19 protein-coding genes are annotated in these 18,314 nt (G+C 41.6%); 6 read left to right on the forward strand and 13 right to left on the reverse strand.

Annotated elements, in window-relative coordinates:
• Positions 1 to 13: 13 nt before the first annotated feature.
• Genes VB775_RS01480 through VB775_RS01490 form a run of 3 tightly spaced genes read right to left on the reverse strand, consistent with a single transcriptional unit; the run spans position 14 to position 3,554 of the window.
• Positions 14 to 1,336, reverse strand: a complete 1,323-nt coding sequence (locus VB775_RS01480) for a pentapeptide repeat-containing protein (protein WP_281008517.1) — start codon at positions 1,334 to 1,336, stop codon at positions 14 to 16.
• Positions 1,327 to 3,327 carry an ATP-binding protein gene (locus tag VB775_RS01485; RefSeq protein ID WP_281008518.1) on the reverse strand — a complete coding sequence of 667 codons (2,001 nt, stop codon included), beginning with the start codon at positions 3,325 to 3,327 and terminating at the stop codon, positions 1,327 to 1,329. Before VB775_RS01485 ends, VB775_RS01480 begins: the two co-directional genes overlap by 10 nt.
• Before the next feature lie 5 nt (positions 3,328 to 3,332).
• On the reverse strand, positions 3,333 to 3,554 hold the full coding sequence (locus tag VB775_RS01490; RefSeq protein WP_281008519.1) for a hypothetical protein: 222 nt from the start codon (positions 3,552 to 3,554) through the stop codon (positions 3,333 to 3,335).
• Positions 3,555 to 3,819: 265 nt separating this feature from the next.
• On the opposite strand from VB775_RS01490, the gene VB775_RS01495 reads away from it, so the two are divergent.
• The 3 genes from VB775_RS01495 (at position 3,820) to VB775_RS26310 (ending at position 7,291) form a co-directional block, all read left to right on the forward strand.
• The gene (locus tag VB775_RS01495; protein WP_281008520.1) at positions 3,820 to 6,720 is read left to right on the forward strand and encodes a hypothetical protein; all 2,901 of its coding nucleotides are present in this window, start codon (positions 3,820 to 3,822) and stop codon (positions 6,718 to 6,720) included.
• Positions 6,721 to 6,848: 128 nt separating this feature from the next.
• Positions 6,849 to 7,157 (forward strand): phage tail assembly protein, encoded by a 309-nt coding sequence (locus VB775_RS01500; RefSeq protein ID WP_281008521.1) that lies wholly within the window; start codon positions 6,849 to 6,851, stop codon positions 7,155 to 7,157.
• 17 nt (positions 7,158 to 7,174) lie between these two features.
• Positions 7,175 to 7,291: a DUF6760 family protein gene (locus tag VB775_RS26310; protein ID WP_342593574.1), complete on the forward strand. Its 117-nt coding sequence runs from the start codon at positions 7,175 to 7,177 to the stop codon at positions 7,289 to 7,291.
• Here the strand turns inward: VB775_RS26310 and VB775_RS01505 are convergent.
• The 3 genes from VB775_RS01505 to VB775_RS01515 all read right to left on the reverse strand — a co-directional run bounded on the left by VB775_RS01505 (position 7,288) and on the right by VB775_RS01515 (position 9,796).
• Positions 7,288 to 7,746: a pentapeptide repeat-containing protein gene (locus VB775_RS01505; RefSeq protein ID WP_281008522.1), complete on the reverse strand. Its 459-nt coding sequence runs from the start codon at positions 7,744 to 7,746 to the stop codon at positions 7,288 to 7,290. The two genes, VB775_RS26310 and VB775_RS01505, sit on opposite strands and share 4 nt — an antisense overlap.
• Positions 7,747 to 7,855: 109 nt before the next feature.
• Positions 7,856 to 9,106 carry a CBS domain-containing protein gene (locus VB775_RS01510; protein ID WP_281008523.1) on the reverse strand — a complete coding sequence of 417 codons (1,251 nt, stop codon included), beginning with the start codon at positions 9,104 to 9,106 and terminating at the stop codon, positions 7,856 to 7,858.
• A gap of 303 nt (positions 9,107 to 9,409) precedes the next feature.
• Positions 9,410 to 9,796: a recombinase family protein gene (locus VB775_RS01515; RefSeq protein WP_281008524.1), complete on the reverse strand. Its 387-nt coding sequence runs from the start codon at positions 9,794 to 9,796 to the stop codon at positions 9,410 to 9,412.
• A 176-nt stretch (positions 9,797 to 9,972) separates the two neighbouring features.
• Here VB775_RS01515 and VB775_RS01520 point away from each other — a divergent pair, with 176 nt between their 5' ends.
• The 3 genes from VB775_RS01520 (at position 9,973) to VB775_RS01525 (ending at position 11,523) form a co-directional block, all read left to right on the forward strand.
• Positions 9,973 to 10,296 carry a thioredoxin family protein gene (locus tag VB775_RS01520; protein WP_281008525.1) on the forward strand — a complete coding sequence of 108 codons (324 nt, stop codon included), beginning with the start codon at positions 9,973 to 9,975 and terminating at the stop codon, positions 10,294 to 10,296.
• Positions 10,297 to 10,509: 213 nt separating this feature from the next.
• A complete protein-coding gene (locus VB775_RS26315; protein WP_407072971.1) occupies positions 10,510 to 10,668 on the forward strand; it encodes a histidine kinase dimerization/phospho-acceptor domain-containing protein in 159 nt (52 codons plus the stop codon).
• A gap of 165 nt (positions 10,669 to 10,833) precedes the next feature.
• Positions 10,834 to 11,523, forward strand: a complete 690-nt coding sequence (locus VB775_RS01525; RefSeq protein ID WP_281008526.1) for a hypothetical protein — start codon at positions 10,834 to 10,836, stop codon at positions 11,521 to 11,523.
• Between the two features lie 171 nt (positions 11,524 to 11,694).
• On the opposite strand, the gene VB775_RS01530 is transcribed toward VB775_RS01525, so the two are convergent.
• The 7 genes from VB775_RS01530 to VB775_RS01560 all read right to left on the reverse strand — a co-directional run bounded on the left by VB775_RS01530 (position 11,695) and on the right by VB775_RS01560 (position 17,969).
• Positions 11,695 to 13,128, reverse strand: a complete 1,434-nt coding sequence (locus VB775_RS01530) for a uracil-xanthine permease family protein (RefSeq protein WP_281008527.1) — start codon at positions 13,126 to 13,128, stop codon at positions 11,695 to 11,697.
• 293 nt (positions 13,129 to 13,421) lie between these two features.
• Positions 13,422 to 13,655, reverse strand: a complete 234-nt coding sequence (locus tag VB775_RS01535; protein ID WP_281008528.1) for a hypothetical protein — start codon at positions 13,653 to 13,655, stop codon at positions 13,422 to 13,424.
• A gap of 2 nt (positions 13,656 to 13,657) precedes the next feature.
• Positions 13,658 to 14,323, reverse strand: a complete 666-nt coding sequence (locus tag VB775_RS01540) for a hypothetical protein (RefSeq protein ID WP_281008529.1) — start codon at positions 14,321 to 14,323, stop codon at positions 13,658 to 13,660.
• A gap of 57 nt (positions 14,324 to 14,380) precedes the next feature.
• Entirely contained in the window at positions 14,381 to 15,169 is a 789-nt protein-coding gene (locus VB775_RS01545) for a YoaK family protein (protein WP_281008530.1), read from the reverse strand.
• Positions 15,170 to 15,285: 116 nt separating this feature from the next.
• Positions 15,286 to 15,831, reverse strand: coding sequence for a hypothetical protein (locus VB775_RS01550; protein WP_281008531.1), 546 nt, complete (start codon positions 15,829 to 15,831; stop codon positions 15,286 to 15,288).
• Between the two features lie 559 nt (positions 15,832 to 16,390).
• Positions 16,391 to 16,636: a hypothetical protein gene (locus VB775_RS01555; protein ID WP_281008532.1), complete on the reverse strand. Its 246-nt coding sequence runs from the start codon at positions 16,634 to 16,636 to the stop codon at positions 16,391 to 16,393.
• A gap of 151 nt (positions 16,637 to 16,787) precedes the next feature.
• The gene (locus VB775_RS01560) at positions 16,788 to 17,969 is read right to left on the reverse strand and encodes a HEAT repeat domain-containing protein (RefSeq protein ID WP_281008533.1); all 1,182 of its coding nucleotides are present in this window, start codon (positions 17,967 to 17,969) and stop codon (positions 16,788 to 16,790) included.
• Between the last annotated feature and the right edge of the window lie 345 nt (positions 17,970 to 18,314).

The following is an 18,314-nucleotide window of genomic DNA, read 5'->3' on the forward strand; positions in this document are numbered from 1 at the left end:
CTTTTACAACGCCCTATTTACATTTACCCACAGAGCCATCGGGCATCGTCGCTCCACAAAAATTAGCCCCTTGCAATACCGCGCCCCGCAGATTCGCACCCGTAAGATTAGCACCTGCGAGATTGGCTCGTTGTAAATTCGCTCCGACAAAATCTGCACCACGTAAGTCTGATTGATTGAGATCGGCATCCACTAACTGCGCTCCTCGCAACCTAGCTAAACGTAAATTCGCACCAGATAGATCAAAGCCTCTGAGATTTCGATCTTCGCCGCCACGATTGACGATTTGCCAAACTACACGCCATTTGTGATCGAGAATTGTTTCTTCATTGATGATGCTTTCTCGCAAATTAGCAAGGCGGAGATTCGCTCCTTCTAGCTTGGCATCGGAAAGTTGCGCTCCTTTAAAGTCAGCTTCCATGAGATTTGCCTTGGTTAAATCGGCATAGCGGAGATTGGCATCATTGAACTTGACCCGCACTAGATTACTGCGCCTGAGATTCGTGATGAATAGATAGGCTTGGGTGAAGTTCGCATCTTCTAAATTAACCCCTGCAAGATTCGCCTTCTCAAAATTCCCACCCGACAAATCTGCTGCTACTAGAGTTTGACCATCAACACGCTGATTGACAATTTTCCAAACCAGAAACCACTTAGGATCAAAAAAGGTATCACTATCAATTTTGCTCGATCGCAAATCGGTATGGAATAAATTTGCTCCTGCAAAGGTTGTTCCTTGTAAACTAGTTCCTTCTAGATTTGCTCTAGTCAAATTAACTTCACTAAAGTTGGCGCGGCGAAGATTGGCACGTTTGAGACGCGAATTAGTGAGATCGGCTTTTTCCAAATCAGCTAGTCCTAAATTGGCATTTTCAAAATTAGCACCGTCGATTTTGGCGCTAATTAGTTTCGCAAATTGTAAGTCTGCATTTTTTAGAGAAGCTTGATTGAGAATAGCGCGTTCGAGATTGGCATATTTCAAATTTGCTCTAAATAGATTTGCACCTTCGAGCTTGGCTTCAAGCAAATTAGCATTTAAAAAATCGGCTCCCGACAACAGTGCAAACCGTAGATCCGCCCCCAGCATGTTTGCTCGCATAAACTTCGCGCCATCCAACTTTGCCCCACGCATATCAGCTTTGCGAAGGTCAGCATCCCGAATATTGGCATTGATTAGGTCGGCTCCTGCGAGTCTGGCATCGGGCAGATCACATTCTGAACATTCTTTAGTTTTGATCAGTTGATCGACATGGCTCTGATTAGCAGCAAATACTGATGTTGCTGTCGTAATGACGATGAGAGTAGAAATAGCGATCACCCTTTTGCCTATACCCATCCTTTTATCTCCGCATCCATCATTGGTTTTTCGAGTTTAATATACTCAATTTTTGCAGCTTGCAAAATATGTTTCATCTGTACAGCTTCATTGTGATCCGCCGCAATAAAAGCTGAGTTAAGGGCAATATTGCGAATATTACCACCCGCAACACTGAGTTTACCAAGTTTCACATAATCCAGATCCAGTATGGGTGTTTTCTCAGGAAAAGCTCTCCGCCAAATTTCAGCACGTTGCTCCGCATCGGGAAAGGGAAACTGAATTACAAAACGTAACCGCCTTAAAAACGCTTGATCGAGGGAGTTTTTCAAATTAGTAGTGAGTACAGCTAATCCGCGATAGGCTTCCATTCTTTGCAGCAGATAGCTAACCCCGACATTGGCATGGCGATCGTGACTGTCCTTGACCTCGGTGCGCTTGCCAAAGAGAGCGTCGGCTTCATCAAAGAGCAGAATCACGCCGCCACCTTCCGCAGCATCAAAAATACGTTTGAGATTTTTCTCGGTTTCACCAATATACTTATCGATTACTGAACTGAGATCAATCCGATAGACATCAAGCTGTAATTCATTGCCCAACACTTCCGCCGCCATCGTTTTACCAGTGCCGCTTGTACCTGCAAACAGAGCGCTAATTCCCAATCCGCGCCGACTCCTACCTGCAAAACCCCATTTTTCGTAGACTGTTAAGCGTTGACGTACATGGGCAGCAATGTCATGCAGTACAAATTTTTCCTTAGGTGGCAAAATCAGATCGTCCCAAGTTGCAGTTGTTTCCACGCTTTGAGCAAGTTCATCGAGGCGGGGGCGTGATTGAGCGCGACAGGCGTTCCAGAGAGTTTGATGAAAGGTATGGTTAGATTGCAGTTTGTGTGAGCTTTTAGCTTTGAGAGATGCGTTGTAAATATGCGTGGGTGAGAGATTGAAATAAGAGACGAGTTCATGAATGGAGCCATTGAGGGACTCTTTGATGTCGCTATCTAGATCGCGGAGAGATTCTTCCCACAGTGTTTGCTGCTCATTAATGGAAGGAGATTGCACATCAAAGGTGATGATTGTCCTTTGGTGTTGGCGGCGACGGCTTTGACTGCTAATAATCATCGGACATCGCAGAATTTCGATCAGATAGCCGATCGCCATATCTTGATTTTGATTAGGAGCTTCATCGCGATCGCAGTCCAGTAATAGCGCCATGTCATTCAGCGTATATTCGCGATCGCATAGCTGAGCAATAAGCTGAAGATTACTTAAATCATGGGGTAGAAGACTGGCAGGTATTTTATAGAGGTTTAGTCCTAAATCTAGACAAACATTAGCAGCGATCGCCATTTTGCTAGCTACATCTTCGCCACAGAGTTGCAAAACTGGTAGAACTTCTAATCTCTCATCCTCAGAAGCATTTACCCAAGTAGCGATCGTTTGTTTCAGGATTTGTTGATGGGAATCAATCTGGACAGAATTAGCAACTACAGGTTCTAACAGTCTGAGTAAGCGTTCATCAAGATGCTGATCTCCCATTAAACAATGCAAAATCCGTTCATTAATTCGCAAGGGACTAGATGTCAGCGCATTCCCTGCCCCAATCTCTACTAAATGCCATCGACGTAAATTGGCGGCTGGGGAGAGGGCTGACCAATCGGCATGATCTAGGAGTGACATTGCTAAACTAAAAGTGGGATAGGCTAGTTTGGGGTCATTGGCAATTTCAGCACAAAGCATTCCCCAATTTGGATCAAATTCCATGCCTGCACATAGCAGCAGCACATCTCTTTCAAAATCCGAAAGACTAAAATTTTCACATAGTCGTCGCAGATGACTATCAAGTTGGCGGTTTAGAAGATTAGATGCAACTGGATCTTCTAAAATCTCACCTTTTTTTGTCGCAATTTTCTGCTCTAAAATTGAGCGGATCTTGGCGATCGCTGAAAATAGAACCTGTTGACTTTGCTTGAGCCACTTGGTGGTGATAGTGGTATGGGGCGATACGATCATGCTTCTTAAGTTACCGTTTTGATGATTTGCTCCAGATAGGTTTCCGCCTCATTAACTGGTAGCAAAATCGCCTCTCCCTGTCGCAAAATCTCATATTTACCCCCATGAAATCCATGTCCAGCAATTAAGCCCATGGATACGGCAAGGTTTCCCAATTCTGTGAGCTTATTGACACTGATCGTCTCCATTTCCAGATCTAGGCGTTGTCTAAGTTCATCTTCATTCATGGTTGTCTCTACTCAATTTTCCCAAATACTTGTGGTTCGTTTGATATGGATCAATAGATTGTCAGCAAATCTCAATTTTTGCATCATAATCTTATGGCAAATTATGACTTTGTTTAACTGTAATATAGTTGTATCATTAGTGCCTATGTACCCTATCAATTCGACTCAATTTGACAATTTGTCATTACTTAAACTTTTCAGAATACATTGGGTTGTATCCTTAGTACAACCTTTGTCATAATTCATAAAAGAACCTGCATAAAATATGAGGAGTGAGCCAGCCATATTTGCCTCAAATGCTGATAATAGCGACACCGAGCGGAATGCAGGAATGGGTATGGTGGATATACTGACACTATCTACTCGGCAACAACAAATTATTAATTGGATTATGCGCCAACGCCAGTCCACGTTGGAAGCGATCGCGGCTTATATTGAAGCGGAAATAGAAGAGACCCGTGCTGAGGTTACAGATTTAATCAGCCAAGGCTTTGTTGAAGCACGCCAGATACAGGGTATTACCTACTACGAAATTGATTTTCGTCGGCAACAAAGTAATGAAACCTTAGAAGCAATGTCGTCGGTCTCATCGGCAATCCGACCGTTATCGATCATCCTCAACCCATCAGGGACAGTATCAATTACTACGGGCGAAAGTTTTGAGTTGTGTGTCACAGTCACTAATCAAGGCGATCGCAGTGCTGTCATTAGTGTGGCGCTCGATCAAGACTCTAGCTCGATTTATCCTTGGAGCGCTTTTCCGTCAGAGAGCTTGGCACTGAGTGTGGGGCAAAGCTGCGAAGTGGTATTCCTGATTCAAGTACCACCGACAACCTTCCCCGATGAGTATAACTACACCTTAATTATTGATGCACCTCAGCATTATCCAGAACATACCCCAATCCAGTACAAAGGTAAGGTCATTGTTCTCCCATCAATCCAAGAAGTAGTCAGAGTTAATGATCCGACCTTTGTCACTCTGCCGCGCACTTCATCTGACAATCCCCATCCCCTGCGATCGGGTGAGATATGGCAAGTTCTCATTTCCATCTCCAATCGTTCCGAACGGGTCGATCGCTTTCGGGTTGCAGTTCCCGATCTCGATCCGAAATGGGTTTCCATTTACTATCCCGAAGGCTTAGCGCTCGTGGGTGTGGTCGAAGCCGCAGAAGGTTTACCACTTAATCCTGATACTCAAGGACAAGTCACGATAATTTTCAAGCCGCCTATGGATGTTTGGGCGGGAATTTATGCGCCGACAATTCGCGTTCATTCGGATAACAATCCAGATTTAACCTTATTAGATATTGCTTATTTTGAGATTCTGCCAACCTATCAACTAGATATTCAACTAGTGACATTGCTGACGAGGGTAGCCAAACGACCTTCCCTTTATGAAATGCGCTTTAAAAGTAATGGCAACATTGCACGTGAATTAATCCTCAGAACTAGTAGCCCTGAGCAAGATGGATTGTTGCTCTATACCTTGACCAATGAAGAAGTTAAAATCGCGCCCTATGGAACTGTAAGGATCAACATCGAAGTCGAACCTACAAAAAAATGTAAGCCCCGCTTTTTAGGCGATCGCTATCTCAACTTCATGATCGAAGTTGAAGATAGACAGGGAGCACTACTGCCCAACGATCGCTATCTCGGTAGTCTGTTGTTACCCGCCCGTCCATGGTGGCAGTTTGTTTTACTGATTATTGGAATTTTGGGGTTAATTGGAACCGTTATCTTTTTGATTTGGTGGTTCTTCTTTAGACCACCTGACGTGCCGCAGGCGATTGAGTTCACATCCGAGTCATCCACCTATCAAGAAGCAGCTAATGAGGCAATTCGCCTGCGTTGGCGGATCACCTATCCTGAGTTGTTAAGTGAAATCCGAGTGGAGGGACTGTCAGCCGATGAAAAACTCCTCAGTCAGCCTGTAGTTTATAACTTTAGTAAGGGAATTCCTCCAGAATTAAAAGACTATTGTGTGATTGATCGCGAATTACTATGTCAAAACGTGCCAACTGATGCACGCAAGCCTAGTCAGTATATTTTTCAGATGAATCTATCATCGAAAAACCCGAAAACTCGCACTATTCCCTTGGTTAAAACTACCAAGATTTTAGTAGAGCCAGTTCCACAGGCTGAGATTTTGGAGTTTGCCTCAACTAAACCTCTCTACACAGAATCCAAGCCAGTTTTACCCACCATTGTCCCAGCACCTGTCCAAGCTGCACCAACGGGAAGTGTGCCTGCGCCTCCTGCACCAACCCCTCCTAAACCTGAAAATGTTGCCCCAACTCCTAATTTCACTGAGCCAAGTTCGATCGCGATCGCTTTGGAAAAACAGGTGTTTTTTACAGCCGTGGGGATTGCTCAAGGTGCAGCAAAACCAAGAATAGTCAGACCTAAACCTGATCTTGATAACGAAGTTCGACTCAACTGGAGCATATCTAACACTAGCCAAGTTAGGGAGTTAACCCTCGTAGGCAGATCCCCTGAAGGTGAAGTCAAGAGTCCACCATTGCGTTTTGTACTCACAGAGGGATTACCGCGATCGCTACGTCCCTACTGCACTATTTCCAACGATCAAATGATTTGTAAAAATGTACCAACTGAAGCCAAGGCCTCAGGTAATTACATTTTTGAGTTAGCGATCGTACCGAGCAAGCCACCTGTAGATCCCAAGGCAGTCCCTGTCACTAAAAAAACTGAGATTACCAAAATCGCGCCCTATCCTGCCAAGATTCTTGAGTTGAAAGTAAATGGACAGGATGCATTACCGCAATATTCCTTCAATCTCAATCCCGATATTCCCACCATTATTACTTTATCTTGGAAAATCGAAGCTTCGGCTGCGGCAAAAATCGATCTACTTCCTGCTCCTGGAAATGTTGCTGCTGTCGGACAGTTAGCCTTACCCTTAAGTCCCAAGTCCGCAGAAGTAACCTATATCTTAAGAGTTACCAATCCTGATGGACAGATGATTATGCGCTCCTTCATTATCCAAACGATCGCGCCACCACCTGCTCCTAAACCTGAAGAAACTCCTCCGATCGCCTTACCTCCCGATGTTCCTGAGATTGACTCTCCGTTAATTCCAAACACATCTCCAAATCAGCGATCTGGTGGCATACTCACCCCTTCGGAGGTTCCACCAAGCCAAAAATAAAATGCTACTAAAGATCCCCCTCAATCCCCCTTGTAAAGGGGGAAGAAGAAAATTCTCCCCCCTTTACAAGGGGGGCTGGGGGGATCTAAACCTTAAAACGTAGATAGTATCTTTGAAATTAATTAATTATGATCGTTGAAGAATTTGATTTTACGTTGCCCAAAGGATTAATTGATGCCAATGGAGAAGTACACAATCAGGGCAAGATGAAACTGTTGACAGCTCAAGATGAGATGATTGTGCAGGATCTGTCTAGACAGAATCCCGATACTGATCTCGTCTTTTTATTGTTGGTTCAAGCGATCGCTAAATTAGGTACTTTAAATAGAGTTACCGCCCAACAACTAGAGCAACTATTTTTGCCCGACTTTCTCTATTTACAAAATCTATTTGGGAGTTTGCAACCCCAGAACATAAATACATCGGGGGAGTTATAGGCTACCCCTCGGAACGGTTGTACGAGGAGGTAGCCTTCATTGCTTTTTACTTCCATTGGTCAAGGGCTGACATTCTCAACCTTACCCATGCCGAACGCCTGCGTTGGGTCAATGAGATTATGCGCCTACGCTAATCACCAGATAATCGACAATCGCGATTATTCAGCTTACCGTCAGACATAATCGTGCGACAAAAAATACTTTTTTGAGCATTAATATCCTTTAATAAAGCCGCACTAAACTTGGCTCCCCGTAAGTCTGCACCGCGAAAGTCCACATTCTCTAAGTCAGCATTAGTGAAGTTAGCCCAACGCAGATTTGCGTCCTGAAAATTGGCATCCTTTAAATATGCGCCGATCAGATTTGCCCCAATTAAGTTTGCCTTACGCAAATCTGCGGCTCGCATTTTTGCTAAGCTCAGATTTGCTCCGTTAAGTTTAGCCTCAGAGAGATTAGCATTACTTAACTCACATTCTGGACAGGCTCTAGTTTCTAGTAATTGGCTCACAGGATCAGCGATCGCTGCTTGAGCTAATGAAAAATATAGGGGTAAGGCGATCGCACCCAACAAAAAGTAATTATGTAACATTGGCATTCCTACACAGTCTAGGATTCTGCAATTTGATAGGGAACTAATTTTTGATGGCGCAGCTTCGCCGCGCCATCAAAAATTAGTTCCTTGTTTTACGGTGGAGTTTCTAAAACAATATACTAGATTGCAAAGGAGGAAAACTCTTTTCAGTTTCTTTTTCGAGGATAGCAGTCAAAGATGATGGTCTCAAAGGTTGGAGATCATCAAGAACTGCATTAAGTTGCGATCGCATTTCTTCATTTGATAAATCACAATTATTGATCAACTGTTGAATCGTTGTATAGACACGCGCTATTACTGAATCAGTGCGATCCACTGAACTCACAACAGACGTACTAGACAAAGATTTTGATTGGTTGTTAACTATAGGCGGAACTGTTTCCGCAGATTCGGGAGATTCTGTTTGTAGTTGTTGAATTGTTTTTTGCATATTCTCAATTACGCCGTACATTTCCATCGGATCAAATATCTTTAATAAACTCGTTTGGGTAACAATTCCTATGCTTTGTCCCCAGTTCCATGAGACAACCATTCGACCGACGCGACGTTTTTTCATTTCTTGATGGGCTGTCCACAATGAATCATCGGGACTGAGCAAAAAAAGTGGCGAACTCATCACCGTTTGCGCCTGTGTGGTGGCTAGATTAATCTGAAAAGCATGGAACTGGACAATATCTCGCTCAGTAACAATTCCCACAGGACGTTGATTGGCTTCTTCATCGATCTGAGTGATGACCACACAGCTAACGCGATGATTTGACATTAAATAGGCTAGATCTAAAACGGAAGTATCTATAGGTGCATAGATTACCTCAGTAGTCATCACATCTGCAACCCGTCGAAAACGGAGAAGATTGGCAGGACGGAGAATATGCTGAATACCCTCATGGGAAACTACACCGATCAATTCACCTTGATCATCTACTAAAGGCAAATGTCGAATTTGGTAGCGGCGAAATAGAAATAGTACAGCAAATATATCTCCTACGGATCGTTGTGGCATCGTGACAATTGGTGTCGTCATGAAATCCCCAACCGTAGCATTTTGGAAGTCAATTTCTTGGGCAGTCAGTCTCACCACGTCTCGCGCCGTTAAAATACCAACTAAATCTTGATCTTGCTTAACCAAAACGCAACTTGTCCTAACCTCAAGTTGCATCAATTGAGAAAATGAATTTAGTGGGCTAGATGGAGTTTCAGCAATATCTGAATTAATTAGGGAACAACTAGGATAGTGTGCTTGGCTAATCATGGCGATCGCCTCAACTAGAAGCGTCTGCGGTGTCACGATCAAAGGAGAGTATTCAATTACGCTAGTTAAACTAGGAATCCAATCAAGGGGAGTGTCGAATTGCATGATCAAATTAATTGCGATCGGATAGGCTGTCAAATAAGTAGCTAAGTAAACGCCTTAAAAAATCTAGATTTCTGTAACGTTGACACAGGGATAGTTTGGGGCTTTAACCATGCTGGGGGCATTGTTTATATAGCGTTTTTCGAGCAAGCGAGGTACAAAGGTTTGTTTCCCCGCCGAAGGCGGGGAAACAAACCCGTACTTCACTAGATTGTTAAACGCTATATTGAATTTAAGCCTGTCTCGGTATATTATTCACAGATGTTACAATAAAATTGGCGGGTTTATTTCTGTGTATAGTTTATATTATGATAGTGGTGAATCGATGTTTGACTGACAGGATTGGTTATCAGTTTGAGTTGAGACTTCAGAAATTCTGGAAGTTTTTCCATATAGGCGATCTAAAACTCGCTTTACGGAAATACGCTTCCATGTTTGTCCTCGTTTAGTGGTATAGCCCTGTTGGTTTAACCAGTCAGCGATCTTCTGTAACGACTTGCCTGATTTATGGTGGCGGCGAATTAGTTCAACTACTTGAACCTCTTCAGGATCTTCCACCAACTCTCCATCCAGCGATCGTTGTCCAAAGGCAGGAGAACCGTAACCTGCATATCCCCCTAATGCAGCCTTAGCTCTTCTACCGCGTTCTAGTCTTTCCCAAACAGACAGTCCTTCTAAACCGTTTTCTGTCATAGCTACCTAAATCAAATAACTAAGTGAATTTATTTTATTCGTAAAAAAATAGTTGTAACGAATATTTTCGTTTAAAGACAATATTTCCCCCTCTTTCCATCCCAGTTTAACCCACTTTTTGACACAATAATAAACTGTCTTAATTTATTTTTCTCCTAAAAACCATTAAAAGCAATATGAATACAGCAGTGTTTATTCAAGACCAAACTGAATTTGAAATCTTACGTGCTAAGACATCTCTACTTGTTATAGATTGCACGGCGACTTGGTGTGGTCCCTGTAAGGTAATTGCGCCATTCATCGATCAACTGGCGGCAAACTATAGCGATCGCGCTCAAGTCATGAAATTAGACATTGATGCAAATAAACCCTTGGCAAAGGAATTTGGACTGAAGAGTATCCCTGCCGTCTTATTCTTTAAAGACGGAGAATTGGTCGAGACAATGATTGGAGTCAAGACCTATGAAGAGTTTAGTAAAACTTTAGATAAATATCTATAATCTGCCCACCCTCTCAATATCGCAATCCTAAATTAATTGTGGGGAAATAAAGCTCATAACAAAGGTTTTTATCCCCTTGTATTTTTTAGAAAAGATTTAGTATTTTTTGCATATCTGGCGTTTTATCTTCTTTGTAACTTTTTTAACGTGAGTTCGATATAGCCATTTGCGTCGTGCTTCGCACGACGCAAATAGCTATATCGAACTCACGTTATTTTAGGATTAGTAGAAAATTTGCAGGAAGAGGTATATGGCCCTCTCAATCAAAAACAGATTAGAGCCTTACAGACAATTGAAAATGGAGAAAATCATCTATTAAAACTAATCAATGACATTTTAAATTTCTCTAAGGCTGATGCTGGGTATTTATAAGTACCTAGGCATAAGTACACTAAAAAACTAGAAGCTGTCCCGCCCGCATAGCGGGCGGGACAGCTTCTAGTTTTTTAGAAGTATTTATCCTGATAGGCTAGAATCACTCTAACACTCAGAGCGATCGCAATCTCAAATACTGACTAGTCCCGAAAATATGCCAATATGCCAAAATCACCTTTAGAACAACTTTTTTACTCTAGTCTAGTTACTGAATATATTGTGCCTAAAGATGGTGACTTCGCTTTTAAGAAATGGCATAATCATCTGGTGGAAGTTGCCCAACACTATGAGGGCTTTCTACGCTGCGATCTATGTCCACCACTTAGGTGCAAAGATTCAGTTGTGAAATGGTATTACATTATTCATTTTGATTCGCCTGAGCATCTTGAGCAATGGATGAAGTCGGGCGATCGCGCACAGTTATTAGAATCAGGTCAGGAAATATTTTCAGCCTATCGCTTCAAATCTTTTACCACAGGTTTAGAAGGCTGGTTCTCGATGCATTCAGGTTCTTCAGAAAATCAAGGTTTGGGGCCACCTAGATGGAAACAGATTCTATCAGTTGTTTTAGGACTATATCCTGTCGTGATGATTCAAACTATTCTCTTTTCAGCACTGAGAGTCATGCAATCTTGGTCACTTGCTAGCTCAATGATCGTCAATAATTTGATTACCTCGGTAATCTTGAGCCTATTTGTGATGCCTTTTGTCTCTCAACGTTTGAGATTTTGGCTACAACCAGCCTATCTACCGATACCACGCAAGAATGATTTAAGGGGTGCAGTCATAGTATTAGCTAGCTTAGGGATAATGTTAATCATCTTTAACGGCATTTTGAGCTTGACAAAGTAAATGTCTCAAAATGCACAAATAAAAAACGACGTTTTACGTCGTTTTTTATTTGTGCATTTTGAGAATCTTGTCACAATTCTCAAAAGCGTGAGGACACTTTTATGAATTGAAACCCAAACCAAGCAGGTTTTTTAAAAGCACAAAATGGCTATTCCATTTTGTGCTTTTGTATTAAACAGCGCTTTCCTGAGCGACTGTAACAACTGGTTCATCAATCCGAGGTAATAGCCAACTTAGCAAGATAGCTGTTAGTCCTCCAGTAGAGATTGCTGATCCAAACAAGTTTCTGAAAATTGCAGGCTTATTAGCAAAAACTTCAGGAGCAAATACAACTCCTAAGCCTAGACCAAGGGAAACTGCAACAATAATCATCGAACGTCGATCTAGCCCTGCTGAGACAACAATGTTTAACCCAGCTACAGCTATAGAACCAAACATAACCAGAGTTGCACCACCTAAGACAGATTGTGGAAGCGCCTGAAATACACCACCAACTACAGGTAGCAGACCTAAAATTACAAAGATACCAGCAACAAAGAAGCCAACATAACGGCTGCCAACACCTGTCATTTGAATTACGCCATTGTTTTGACTAAAGGTAGTATTTGGAAATGTATTTAGAACTGATGCGATTAAGGAGTTAATGCCATCACCTAAAACACCACCCTTGATACGGCGTAGATAAACTCCACCTTTGACTGGTTCTCCAGATACCGCAGAAGTTGCTGTCAAGTCGCCAACTGTTTCAATTGCTGTTAGTACATACAACAAGATAAATGGTAAAAAAGTAGCAAAATCGAAACTAATACCAAAACGGAATGGCATAGGAACTCTAAAGAAGGGAAGCTGACCTAAAGAACTAAAGTTAACGATTCCAAGAAATAGGGAAATAATAAATCCAACGGCTAGACCGATCGCAATTGATCCCATTCTCAGAAAACGATTTTTAGAAAGTGTAAGTATAACCACAATTAATAGAACAGTACCGCCAAGCGCGAGGTTTTGAACACTCCCGAAGGAACCGTCATTTTTTGCGAGCGCCGCTGCTCCTCCAGCCAAACTAATCATGCCAGTTTTGATTAAGCCTAAACCAATAATCATTACAACTGTTCCAGATACGACAGGAGTAATAACTTTGTCTAGAAGATGCAAAAAACGGCTCAAAATAATTTCAACAAATGAACCAAATAAACAGACTCCAAAGATTAGTGCTAAAGCTTGTTCAGGAGAGCCGCCACCAGCTTTTACAGCAGCACCAATCCCCAGAATTGGTCCAAGGAAGGCAAAGCTTGTACCTTGGAGACTGAGTAATCCTGAACCAACAGGACCAATTCTTTTGCATTGAATAAAAGTACAAACTCCAGATGCAAAGAGCGACATACTAATTAAGAAACTCGTATTCTCAGAATCTAATCCTAGGCTGGCACAAATAATAATCGGAGGGGTAATAATCCCCACAAACGCAGCAAGAACATGCTGAAAGGCAACAAAAATAGCTTCTCCCATCGGAGGAACATCGTTTAAGCCGTAGATTAAAGATGATTTGCCTGTTACTGAAGCCTCATCAATATCGATATCTATATTTAATTCTTTATCTGCGTCCATAACTTACTGCTTATTTTTATTTATTGCTTGAAAGTTTGTATACTGTATACAAACTTTCAAGATAATTCCGCTAGAATCAATACAAAATGAGGAATCGCAATATATAAATGTCATCCATATTCGTTTTTTACAATAATTCCCAAAAGTGTGACCACACTTTTGGGAATTATTGTAAAAAACAAACGGAGTAAGGTTTTTAAAAACACAAAAAGGATTAGCGGTATGGTGCTTTGCACCATACCGCTAATCCTTTTCTGGCAGGGGAGTCAACAAAACTTACATTGCTATGAAAGCTAATAAAAACCTGCGCCTAATCTCCGAATTAAATGAACTGACTCATGCCAAAGATGTTGAGGGGTAAGCCCAAAAGCAACTTTGGCAGCAATAAGCCCGATCGCAATAACTACAAATGGAACGAACAGCGATCGCGAAACCTTCTCTAGCGACGAAAAAATGACCATAGAGGCAACTATTGCCGCAACCAAAAATAGCCAATCGGTAAGCCGATGTGACAAAAAGCTATCCATGTTTATTCCTTTTCCTCAATAGCCTTCATTTTGGCAGTAACTTTTTCGACTATTGACTCAGCCGATGGAGCTAAGGGTGACTTATCCTTTGCCATTTGCATACCAGCAGTTATTTTCGCCCCAATCTCTGCGGAACTAGGAATAAATAGCTGTTTATTTTTCAGAAATAGTTGTTTCTTTTGAGCAGGGGTAAGGGTAGCGAAGATATCTTTTTTAGGGATAGCTTTGAATACAGTACTTAGCTTAGTTTTTTGGGCAGGGGTGAGAGTAATTGCCTTAAAAGCTTTACGGAAACTAGTTCCTGCGGCAATTTTAGCCGCAAACTCTTCCTGTTGCTCTGGGGTCAAGACACTCTCAATTTGAGGTAAAATCTCAGTCTCTAATTGCTTAAGTAAGTTCGTTGATTCATCAACAACTTTAGGCGCAGATACAGCCACAGGTTCAGAAGCTTTAACTTCAGCCACAGGTTCAGATACTTCAGCCACTGGTTCAGATACTTCAGCCACTGGTTCAGATACTTCAGTCTCTGCGGGAGATTCAGAAATATCTGCTACAGCGATGAGAGTTGTTAAATGCGAAGAGAGCGGATTAGCTTGGACACTATTTCCAGTAAACAATCCTAAAAGAACTATTAAGGTGATACAAATTGCTAGTAGACGTTGTTTCATTATTTTTCCTATGGAATCTAAAGGCTTGGTCGATAAGCTAAGCGGTTTAGTTGAAATTTATAATGCAGTTCTGCGACTATGATCGACAAATGCAGCGATCGCTAAAACTGTAATGATAACCAAAGGCAGAGACAGGCTCCACCAAGACTCAGAGACTAAAACAAAGCAAGCGGCAAGTAATCCACCCAAAGCAAAACCTGCGATCGTGGGAATAAAGCGACTAATTCTTTCCAAAGATTCCGATGCTTCTGTTTCCGTAGCTTCTGTTTGAGACTTTGCCAACTTCGCACTAAAAAACTGCACCACATCAATGGTTAGTTGCGTAGTATTTCCAGTCATAACTGTGGTGGGAATGTAGCTCTTAAACACTCCTTTTGCTTCCTTCATCAGGGCATTTTGAATCGCCATAGCAATTACGCCAGAGATACCAATGGGCAAGATTAATTCTTCTTGGACATCGAGTAGAAGCGCAGGTGAAAGGGTCATGCCCAGCGAAAGAAAAATTGCTAGGGCGATCGCCTCAGCAGTCAGCAAAACTCCAAAGACGCACCATTGCTGACGACGAGAATACCGAGCTAGTAGAGATGTTAAAGCGACAGTTAATACAAATGTGGGTAGCATTAACAAACGAGTAATGGTTGTCTCAGTGTCAGCACTAACAAACGAAGATCCAGCTAGCGCAATGTTGCCAGTCACATGGGCTGTGAACAATCCAAACAAGATGATAAATGCCGAAGTATCAACGAAACCAGCTACCCAACTCAATAGAAATCCTGCTGGTCCGTCGCTGATTAAGTAAGCACTAAGGTTAAATTTAGATTGCGATCGCGGAATTGCCGAAGTCATTTTCTTGCCTTGAATTTAGATCTGAATAGATTATTTATCAAGTGCTAGGTGAAGCTGGTAAGTCCTTCTATCCCTAGCACTCAATTTAGAATGCAAATAAAAACTCAGTTGTAAGACTAAGGGCTAACAGTAGGTTCACTCTCTACATGTGAATCTGTTGATGGCTCTGTAACTGTTTCTTCAGTCTCTTTCAATTTCTCTTCAGCAACTTCTTCAGCCGCTTCTTTTTCTGCTTCTTTGGCTTTCTTGGCTTCTAGCTTAGCGGATTCCTTGGCTTTCTTAGCTTCTAGCTTAGCGGCTTTCTTAGCGGCTTTTTCCAAAGCTTTAGCCTCTGCTGCTTCTAGATCGGCTGCTTCCTTCAGTTTTTTTGCTTCTAGTTTGGCGGCAGCTTTTGCTTTTTTTGCTTCCAGTTTGGCGGCAGCTTTTGCTTCAGGAGTTTCAGCAGTTGCTTCAGTTTCTACAACTGCATCTGCAACTAAGCCAACAAAAATAGCACCATTTTCAGTCAATTGAATTGATTTTGTTACAGATGCTTGTGCATAAATAGGATTGCCGAAAAACACACTCAACATCAGAACTAATGATAAGCACAGACTGCTAAATCTAGTAATTAGTTCAGGACTAGGTGATTTAAACATCTTCATGAATTTGTTTTTAAGCATACTTTTGCTCCACTGATTTTTTGAGTACCGAAATTAACTAATAAACTCAATCTAAAGGTAGCGATTACACTACTTACTCACCAACATTAATACTGTTGAAAAAATGTCAATGTGAAATAGATTAAAAATTTATTGCATGACAAAAATAAAACATTAAATCAATGTACTTGATTTGTCACGCAAATTCTATTACAACAGTATATCCACACAATATTGGTATTCTAAACTACTTTTTTGTTAAATTGACTAATTACATTAGCGTTTTAAAATTTGTTTACAGGCAGACTTTTGGAAGTAGTTGCTATTAACTGATTTTTTATGATTTTATTGAAAATTGATTTTATACAGATTAACTTTAGGTGATTTACTTGTTAATCAATAATTTGAAATAGCATTCATTAATCTTAAATACTTTTTTCTGCGATAGATATAAATACAAATCATGTTAATGATCTAATGATTGCAATTTTATAAATTATTGAAAGCTGCTACATTTCAAGCCTAAATAGCTATTAGAATTATCATCTCCAGATAGTTTTGTCATTTGAGCTAAAATTCACTACACAATATTTAAGACAGTAAGTAATTGCCAAGTAAAAACACTAAGAATAATGTCTCTATCGTCTGCAAAGGCTGAGGAATGGAAATCATCACAAATGTCGCCAATCCGTCTAATCAGAGCATTGATAGTAAGAGCTGCTTCAAGCTGCCCATTATCAATTAGGAGGTAGTAATACCAATTCACGAAGATGTAGCAATACTTTCGTGAGTTAAAACCCAAACCCAGTAAGGATCTTAAAAACATAAAATGGCTTCGCTATTTTGTGTTTTGGCATAATTTACCTAGATAGTCTATGTATACTGTATACATAAAAAGTTGATATGGCAATATTTAGCCAAAAAGAATAAAGGCGACGCTTTGCGTCGCCTTTATTCTTTTTGGTTAGGTAGTGCGTTTAGCACTGAATTGTCGTAAAGTCTGACTCGTCGCCAAAATCCCTGAGATTAGAGACGGAATAGTTCGGGATAGCAACTGTATGCTTGATACTATGCAAAATTTCTTGTGCTTCAGGTGAATTTACCTGCGCTAAGGCTCTTAAAATAGCGCTGCGAACTGAGCGATCGCGATCTTTTAGGGATTGAGAAAGATAGAAGACAGCATCATGAGTGCCAATTTCCCCCAAGGCTAGTGCTGCGTCACAACGCACATATGCATATTCGTCATCTCGTAGGACTTGAGCAAGCATCGGTACGACCTCCTCCATGCCAATTTGTCCTAGAGTACGGGCGGCGACGCTGCGGGTATGACTAGAAGGATTGCTGAGCATTTTTGCTACAGGCGAAATTGCAGGTCCACCAATATTCTTGAGGGCTTGCACCGCTTGAGACTGAACACTAATATCATTGTCAGTGAGTAACTTTGCTAGGGAATTCGCTGATAGAGGGGATTTAATCTGACCTAGCGCCCAAGCTGCTTCAAAACGAACTGATTTACTACCATGCTCAAGGGCTTCGATTAAGGCGGTAACAGCGAGGGGAGAGCTAATTTGACCAAGGGAGTGAGCAGCATGAACTTTTACCATGTCGTCACTACGTTTTAAAGCTTCAACTAGGGGCGATACCGCAGGTAAACTTGCTCGACTAAGAGCTTTGGCGCTAGCTGCTTGAACTTGAATGGATGGATGACGTAATAACTGGACTAAAGCACTGATGGCTTCTGAACTACCAATCCAACTCAGGGCAGCGGCGGCTTGCCAGTGAATTTGCCGATGAGGATTTTTGGTGGCAGCAATCAAAGGGGCGATCGCTACAGGCGATCGCAAATAACCCAAGGCGATCGCCGCTTTTTTGGATATGGCAACTTCATCGCTTTCGAGACGCTCTAGCAACGCAGGTAAAACATTGTCACGGCAACGAATCAGTTTCTGTAAAGCTAATGAAAATTGGTCAGAACGCACTGCTGCGTCAAACTCAGCCAAAATTGCTGATTCCCCACCCAAATCAGGCGCAGACATTACATAACGATCTTCGGGAAGCGCATATCCGGGAGACACAGGAATCCGATAATCTTCTAACTTAGGTGGAGTGAGTTTAGAAGGAGTAGGGATTGCGGGTAGTTGCGGATCTGGTGCGGTCATAGTGGCTGTGTCCTATTAAGCATTGGTGCATGGTTTAGTCCCGTTACCCATAGCAGTAAACTTGAGTTTTACTGCTTTAGCTTTACATTTTACGAGAAGAGTCCCAAAAAATTTTAAAATGCCTAGTGCTTTATGATGATTGTAAACTCAGAGAATCGTCAAAAGACAGCAATTATAGAGGTTTCGTCGATAACTTTGATAGTTATAGAGATTTTATAAAGGACTGGATAAGCTTCTATAATTGTTAAGCTAAAAGTTAATAATTTATCGATCGCCTTAAATCCTAAAAATTAAAGGAACAGTATGCGTCCTTAATAATCTCTGGGAATGTCAAATAGCGCAACT

The sequence above is a fragment of the Pseudanabaena sp. CCNP1317 genome, assembly GCF_034931345.1.
Taxonomy (GTDB): Bacteria; Cyanobacteriota; Cyanobacteriia; order Pseudanabaenales; family Pseudanabaenaceae; genus Pseudanabaena; species Pseudanabaena galeata.

Excerpts from the sequence above, each read along its gene's own strand:
- VB775_RS01485 (WP_281008518.1), bottom strand. The coding sequence starts at position 3,327 with ATGATCGTATCGCCCCATACCACTATCACCACCAAGTGGCTCAAGCAA.
- VB775_RS01495 (WP_281008520.1), top strand. The coding sequence starts at position 3,820 with ATGAGGAGTGAGCCAGCCATATTTGCCTCAAATGCTGATAATAGCGAC.
- VB775_RS01555 (WP_281008532.1), bottom strand. The coding sequence starts at position 16,636 with ATGTTTTTAAGATCCTTACTGGGTTTGGGTTTTAACTCACGAAAGTAT.
- VB775_RS01560 (WP_281008533.1), bottom strand. The coding sequence starts at position 17,969 with ATGACCGCACCAGATCCGCAACTACCCGCAATCCCTACTCCTTCTAAA.
- VB775_RS01530 (WP_281008527.1), bottom strand. The coding sequence starts at position 13,128 with ATGGACGCAGATAAAGAATTAAATATAGATATCGATATTGATGAGGCT.
- VB775_RS01520 (WP_281008525.1), top strand. The coding sequence starts at position 9,973 with ATGAATACAGCAGTGTTTATTCAAGACCAAACTGAATTTGAAATCTTA.
- VB775_RS01535 (WP_281008528.1), bottom strand. The coding sequence starts at position 13,655 with ATGGATAGCTTTTTGTCACATCGGCTTACCGATTGGCTATTTTTGGTT.
- VB775_RS01510 (WP_281008523.1), bottom strand. The coding sequence starts at position 9,106 with ATGCAATTCGACACTCCCCTTGATTGGATTCCTAGTTTAACTAGCGTA.
- VB775_RS01550 (WP_281008531.1), bottom strand. The coding sequence starts at position 15,831 with ATGCTTAAAAACAAATTCATGAAGATGTTTAAATCACCTAGTCCTGAA.
- VB775_RS01515 (WP_281008524.1), bottom strand. The coding sequence starts at position 9,796 with ATGACAGAAAACGGTTTAGAAGGACTGTCTGTTTGGGAAAGACTAGAA.
- VB775_RS01500 (WP_281008521.1), top strand. The coding sequence starts at position 6,849 with ATGATCGTTGAAGAATTTGATTTTACGTTGCCCAAAGGATTAATTGAT.
- VB775_RS01480 (WP_281008517.1), bottom strand. The coding sequence starts at position 1,336 with ATGGGTATAGGCAAAAGGGTGATCGCTATTTCTACTCTCATCGTCATT.
- VB775_RS01505 (WP_281008522.1), bottom strand. The coding sequence starts at position 7,746 with ATGTTACATAATTACTTTTTGTTGGGTGCGATCGCCTTACCCCTATAT.
- VB775_RS01490 (WP_281008519.1), bottom strand. The coding sequence starts at position 3,554 with ATGAATGAAGATGAACTTAGACAACGCCTAGATCTGGAAATGGAGACG.
- VB775_RS01525 (WP_281008526.1), top strand. The coding sequence starts at position 10,834 with ATGCCAAAATCACCTTTAGAACAACTTTTTTACTCTAGTCTAGTTACT.
- VB775_RS01540 (WP_281008529.1), bottom strand. The coding sequence starts at position 14,323 with ATGAAACAACGTCTACTAGCAATTTGTATCACCTTAATAGTTCTTTTA.
- VB775_RS01545 (WP_281008530.1), bottom strand. The coding sequence starts at position 15,169 with ATGACTTCGGCAATTCCGCGATCGCAATCTAAATTTAACCTTAGTGCT.